This is a genomic window from Streptomyces sp. NPDC098101 (assembly GCF_044760185.1).
Taxonomy (GTDB): Bacteria; Actinomycetota; Actinomycetes; order Streptomycetales; family Streptomycetaceae; genus Streptomyces.
This window is the reverse complement of record NZ_JBIWAS010000004.1, coordinates 1-5,592: the sequence shown is the minus strand read 5'-3', so window position 1 is coordinate 5,592 and position 5,592 is coordinate 1. Positions and strand designations below refer to the sequence as shown.

Genomic DNA, 5,592 nt, shown 5'->3' with positions numbered 1-5,592 from the left:
ACGGGCAGCCTACGGTCGCGCGCCGGGTGCGGGGTCGCGGCGGCGGTGTGACGATGGCGGTCCCGGACGGCGGTGCCCCGCAGAGGGCGAGACCGCCGCTCCGCCGGTCTTCCCGTCGAGGAGGGGGCGCGTCGCATGGGCAGGTCCGCACGGGCCGGGGCGGTCACGCGCGAGGTCCCCGAAGGAGCGTCCACGGCCGGGTCGGCCGGGTCGGCCCGGGGACGGGCGGGCCGATGGCGGTCCTGACGCTGCGGGTCGCGGGCCCGGCCCCCGTGGGAGATGTCTGGACGCGCTACGCCGTGCCCGCCCTCTGGCCGACGTGGTCGCCGCAGATCAGGGCGGTGCGCGCGGACGGCGCGCGGATCGCGCCCGGCGTGCGGGGCGAGGTCGTCTCGTTCCTCGGCGTCTCCGCGAGGTTCGTCGTGGAGTCCGTCGACGAGGAACGGCGGCGGTGGACGTGGCGGGTCGCCCTGGGACCGGTGCGCCTGAGGCTCCGTCACGAGGTCCTCGCCCGGCCGGACGGATCGGCCACGATCCTGCGGATCGAGGGCCCGGCCGTGGCCCTCGCGGCCTACGCCGGTCCGGCCCGGTGGGCCCTGGGTCGTCTGGTCGCCGGACGGGGCGGAGATCCCCTTGAGGGTGATTAGTCCGGATTAGTCTGGCGGTCATGTCCGACACGCACGAAGACGACCCTCCGCCTCACGGTGACCCCGAGCCGTCGCGCAATGACCCCGCACCGCCTGATGGCGACCCCGAGCCGCCGCACAGCGACCCCGCGCCGCCGCACGGCGCCCACGGTCGGCCGCCGAGCCGGTCCGAGCGCTGGACGGTGTTCACCCGCTCGCCCTTCTTCCCGGCGACCGTGCTGGTCCTGATCCTGGCCGCGGCCGCCGCCCTGTTCGCCGGCTCGTACACGTACACCATGGCGAACCCGACCCCCCGTCACATCCCCACGGCCGTCATCGGGGCGGCGGACTCGCCGACCGGCAGGACGTTCACCGGGGGGATGGAGCGGGCGCTGGACTCCTCGCTCGAACTGCGGCCCTACCGGACGCGTGCCGGGGCGCTGGACGCGGTGAACGAGCAGGAGGTGTTCGCCGTCATGACCCTGCGGGACGACCGCGTGGCCTTCGACGTCGCCGGGGCCTCGGGCGCCTCGGTGGCCCAGCTCCTCGCGGAGGCGGCGGTGGAGGTGGGCCGGGCGACGGGAGTGCCGGTCACGGTGGCCGACGTCAAACCGCTGCAGAAGGGCGACCCGCGCGGACTCGCGCTGTTCTACATCTCGCTCGCCGCCGTGATCATCGGATTCGTGGGGGCCATCCAGCTCAGCGTGCACGCGAGGCCGCTGAACCCCGCCGAACGGATCTTCTTCACCGCGCTCTACGCCCTCCTGGGCGGATTCGCCATCGCCGCGACCGTGGACTGGCTGCTCGGCGCGCTCGACCTGCCGTTCGTCGAGTCGTGGCTGATCCTCGCGCTGACCATGTTCGCCTCCGGCATGGTCTTCTCCATGTTCAACACCCTGATCGGGCGCTGGGCGATGCTTCCCACCTGGGGGCTGATGGTGCTCCTCGGCAACCCCTCCTCGGGCGGCGCGGTGTCCTGGCCCCTGCTGCCGTCGCCGCTCGGGCACATCGGCCAGTGGCTGCCGCCGGGCGCCTCGGTGAACGCGCAGCACACGGCGGTGTACTTCGGCGGTCACCAGCACCTCTTCCCCTTCGTGGTGCTGGCCGGGTGGGCGCTGGTGTCCTCGGCGGTCTTCTGGGTCTGGCGGCACCGGCACCCGGGCGGCCGGGAGAGGGGCGGGGCGCACGCGGCACCCTGAGGCCCCGCGCCCGGCCCGGGCCCGACGCGCGGGGGCCGGTCCGCCGCGCCGTGCGCGGCCGACCGGCCCCCGGATGCCGTCGGGTTCAGTGCTGAGGGGTGGAGGTGGTCAGGAGCCGGTTGAAGAACGAGCGGTACTCGCGCAGCGCCACGCGGAGGGCCTCCGTGTCGGCGTCCCGGCCCTCGTCCCACTGCCCTTCGAGGGTCTGCTTGTGGTCGGCGAAGGCGGCGGCCAGCGTCTTCATCACGTCGGCGACGAGCTCGTCGGCCGAGTGGACCGCCTCGCGCGGGTCGTCGACGAACCGGCCCTGGATCTCGCGCCAGCGCTTGCGGTACGCGTCGCCGTCCGCTCGGCCGAGCAGGTCCGGGACGTGCTCGTCGTCCCCGCGCCCGGCGACGCCCGACAGCGGGCCGGGACGGGCCTCCGACTCCCCGGCGACCGTACCCGCCTGCGATGTCGGCGACGTCGCCGATGTCGGGGACTTCGCGAACTTCCGGTCCTCGGGGTCCGTGACGGACGCGTCCGTGGACGTCGTCGTTGCCGTACCCCGCTCGGCGGGGGTGGGGGTGGGGGCGGGGACGGGGTCCCGGTCGGCGGTCTCGCGCCGTTCCGCCGTTCCGCGCTGCTCGGTCGTTCGATGCGGGTCAGTCGTTTCGCGCTGCTCGCTCGTTCCGCGCGGGCCCGTCGTCCCGCGCTGTTCCGCCGCTCCACGCGGGCCCGCCGCTTCGCGCTGTTCCGGCGCTCCGGGCCGGTCCGCGACTCCGGGCCGGTCCACCGCCCCGGGGCGGTCCGTCGTCTCGTTCCGGTCCGTGGTTCCGTGCTGGTCGGCCGTCGTCTCGCGCCCGGCCGTGTCGTGGTCACGCATGTGTTCCGCCTCCGCCTCGTCAGGACCGGCCGGAGCCGGTCGGAGTGCCGTCGGTGAGCAGGTCGCCGAAGAGGGCGCGGTAGTGCACCATCGCCTCCCGCAGCTGTTCGGTGGTGGCCGACCGGGAGGAGCTCAGGGCGTGCACCTCCTGGGCGGCCCGGTAGTGCTCCAGCGTGCGGCCGTGCCGCACGGACAGGTCGCGCATCCGCTGCTCGTACCCCTCGGTGGGATAGCCGCGTTCGTGCATCAGGGCCGTCACCAGCCGGTCGGCCTCGTGCACCGCGCCCTCGGGCGCGTCGACGAACTCCTCCTGGAGTTCCTTCCACCGCTGCGCGTACCGCTCCTTCGTGCCGCTCGGCAGCGGCTTGATGTCCAGCTCCTGATGGCGCCGTTCCCGGGCGTCGAGTTCCTGCTCGGCGGCACGCCTGCTGCCCGTCTCCTCGACGGCGCGGTCGTACTCGGGTCCGAACCGGTCGCGCAGACGCGCCCGTCGCCGGTGGTTCACCGCGGCGACGGTGACGAGCGCGACCACCACGACGGCCGCAATGACGATGGCCAGGACGATTCCGGTCGACATCGACTCGCACCTCTCGCTCTGTCTTGTCCGTAGGACCTCGGGTGCCCTGCGCCCCGTGCTCCAAACGGACGGGACGTCACGTCCCCCGCGCGGCGCGGGCGCCGAAGGCCCGGCGGTAGGCGGCGGGGGAGACCCCGAACGCCGTACGCATGTGGGCCCGCAGGGAGTTCCCGGAGCCCAGGCCGGCGCGGTGGGCGACGAGGTCGACGGAGAGGTCGGTCGTCTCCAGGAGCTGCTTGGCGAGTTCCAGGCGCTGGGCCGTGAGCCACTGGACGGGGGTCATCCCGACCTCGTCGCGGAACCGGCGGGTGAAGGACCGCAGGCTCATCCGGGCGTGCTCGGCGAGCCGCGCGAGGGAGAGCGGCTCCGCGAGGTGTTCGAGCGCCCAGGCGCGGGTGGCGGCCGTGCCGGCCAGGGCGGGCTCGGGGACCGGCCGGTCGATGAACTGCGCCTGTCCGCCGTCCCGCCAGGGAGGCACCACGCAGATGCGGGCGGCGCGGTTGGCGGTCGCCGCCCCGTGGTCGCGGCGGATCATGTGCAGGCACAGGTCGACGCCCGCCGCCACGCCCGCGGAGGTCAGCACGTCGCCGTCGTCGACGAAGAGCACGTCCTCGTCGAGCTTCACCTTCGGATAGACCCGGCGGAACTCCGGCGCCAGGTTCCAGTGGGTGGTGGCCGGACGCCCGTCGAGGAGCCCGGCGGCGGCGAGCACGTAGGAGCCGGTGCAGATGGACACCAGACGGGTGCCGGGCCGGATGCCGGCGATCGCCGAGGCGACCTCGGGCGGCAGCGGGCCGCCGCGCCCCAGCTCGGGCATGGCGTGCGTGGGCGGGACGATCACGGTGTCGGCCGCCGCGAGGGCCTCCGGGCCCGCGGTCGGCTGCACGGTGAAACCGGCGTCGCTGGCCACGGGGGCGCCGTCGACCGTGCAGACCGTGACCTCGTAGAGGAGACGGCCGTCGGCCTCCACGGCGCTGCCGAAGACCCGGGAGGGGATGCCGAGTTCGAACGGCGGCACGCCGGGGAGCGCGAGCACGGCGATCCGGTGCGGCGCCTTCCGCGCCTCTTCCCGCTCGTTCCGCACCGTCCGGCCGCGTGTCGCTTCCATGGCCGGATCCTGTCACATAGTGGCCGTACGGCCAACACCGCGCGGGGGTGCCGCGACGGATCGTGGACCCGTCGCCACCGGAAGGGTTCCGGGGCGCACCGATCGAGACGGAAAGAGGCGGACGACATGCGCGCGATGGTCGTGGAGCGGTGGGGCGGTCCCGAGAACATGGTCGAGCGGGACGTGGAGCGCCCCGAGCCCGGCCTGAACGAGGTCCTGGTGCGGGTCCACGCGGCCGGGGTGAACCCCGCGGACTGGAAGACCCGCGCGAGCGGGATCCTGATCGACTGGGGCGCCGTCCCGGTGGTCGGCTGGGACGTGTCCGGCACGGTGGAGGCGGTCGGCCCCGGCGTGGGCGTCTTCCGCCCCGGGGACGAGGTCTACGGGATGCCGCTCTTCCCCCGCCAGGCGGGCGGGTACGCCGAGTACGTGGTGTCCCCGGCCCGACACCTCGCCCCCAAGCCCGCCTCCCTGACCCACGTGGAGGCCGCGGCGCTGCCACTGGCCGGGCTCACCGCCTGGCAGGCCCTCGTGGACGCGGCGGACGTCCGGCCGGGGGAGCGCGTCCTCGTGCACGCGGCGGCCGGCGGCGTGGGGCACCTCGCCGTGCAGATCGCCAGGGCCCGCGGGGCGTACGTCATCGGTACGGCGAGCGCGGCCAAGCACGCCCTGCTGCGGGAGCTGGGCGCGCACGAGGTGGTCGACTACCGCGAGGCCCGCTTCGAGGACGTCCTCTCCGCGGTGGACGTCGTGCTGGACGGCATCGGCGGGGAGACGGGCGAGCGCTCCCTGAAGCTGCTCCGCCCCGGAGGCAGGCTGATCACCCTGCCGGCCCCGGACGACGTCCCCGCCGCCCCCGACGGCGTGCGCGTGGCCTGGGTCCTGGTCGAACCCGACCACCTCGGCCTGCGTGAGCTCACGGCCCTGGTGGAGCGCGGCGCGCTGAGGCCGGTGGTCGACACCGTGCTTCCGCTCGCCGAGGCGGCGAAGGCCCACACGATCGGCGAACGGGGCCGCACCACGGGGAAGATCGTCCTGACGGTCGCCTGACCCCCCCGGGGGGGGGGGGGGGGGGCGCCCCCCCCCCCCCCCCCCCCCCCCCCCCCCCCCCCCCCGCCCCCCCCCCCCCCCCCCCCCCCCCCCCCCCCCAGAACCAAACAACAACGCGACCCCCGCCGTGGCGCCCCCCCCCCCCCCCCAGGGGAGAGAGGTGGACG

6 protein-coding genes are annotated in these 5,592 nt (G+C 75.2%); 3 read left to right on the top strand and 3 right to left on the bottom strand.

Annotation, left to right across the window (positions count from 1 at the left end; all coding sequences use genetic code 11):
* Positions 1 to 233: 233 nt before the first annotated feature.
* Positions 234 to 647, top strand: a complete 414-nt coding sequence (locus tag ACIQVI_RS18740; protein ID WP_403596965.1) for an SRPBCC family protein — start codon at positions 234 to 236, stop codon at positions 645 to 647.
* 20 nt (positions 648 to 667) lie between these two features.
* Positions 668 to 1,825, top strand: a complete 1,158-nt coding sequence (locus ACIQVI_RS18735) for an ABC transporter permease (protein ID WP_403596962.1) — start codon at positions 668 to 670, stop codon at positions 1,823 to 1,825.
* An 85-nt stretch (positions 1,826 to 1,910) separates the two neighbouring features.
* Here the strand turns inward: ACIQVI_RS18735 and ACIQVI_RS18730 are convergent, their stop codons facing one another.
* The 3 genes from ACIQVI_RS18730 to ACIQVI_RS18720 form a co-directional block, all read right to left on the bottom strand.
* Positions 1,911 to 2,690, bottom strand: a complete 780-nt coding sequence (locus tag ACIQVI_RS18730) for a hypothetical protein (protein ID WP_403596959.1) — start codon at positions 2,688 to 2,690, stop codon at positions 1,911 to 1,913.
* Between the two features lie 19 nt (positions 2,691 to 2,709).
* A complete protein-coding gene (locus tag ACIQVI_RS18725; RefSeq protein WP_403596956.1) occupies positions 2,710 to 3,267 on the bottom strand; it encodes a hypothetical protein in 558 nt (185 codons plus the stop codon).
* 76 nt (positions 3,268 to 3,343) lie between these two features.
* Entirely contained in the window at positions 3,344 to 4,375 is a 1,032-nt protein-coding gene (locus ACIQVI_RS18720) for a GlxA family transcriptional regulator (protein ID WP_403596953.1), read from the bottom strand.
* A 126-nt stretch (positions 4,376 to 4,501) separates the two neighbouring features.
* Between ACIQVI_RS18720 and ACIQVI_RS18715 the strand changes: the two genes are divergently transcribed.
* Positions 4,502 to 5,425, top strand: coding sequence for an NADP-dependent oxidoreductase (locus ACIQVI_RS18715; protein ID WP_403596950.1), 924 nt, complete (start codon positions 4,502 to 4,504; stop codon positions 5,423 to 5,425).
* Positions 5,426 to 5,592 lie beyond the last annotated feature (167 nt).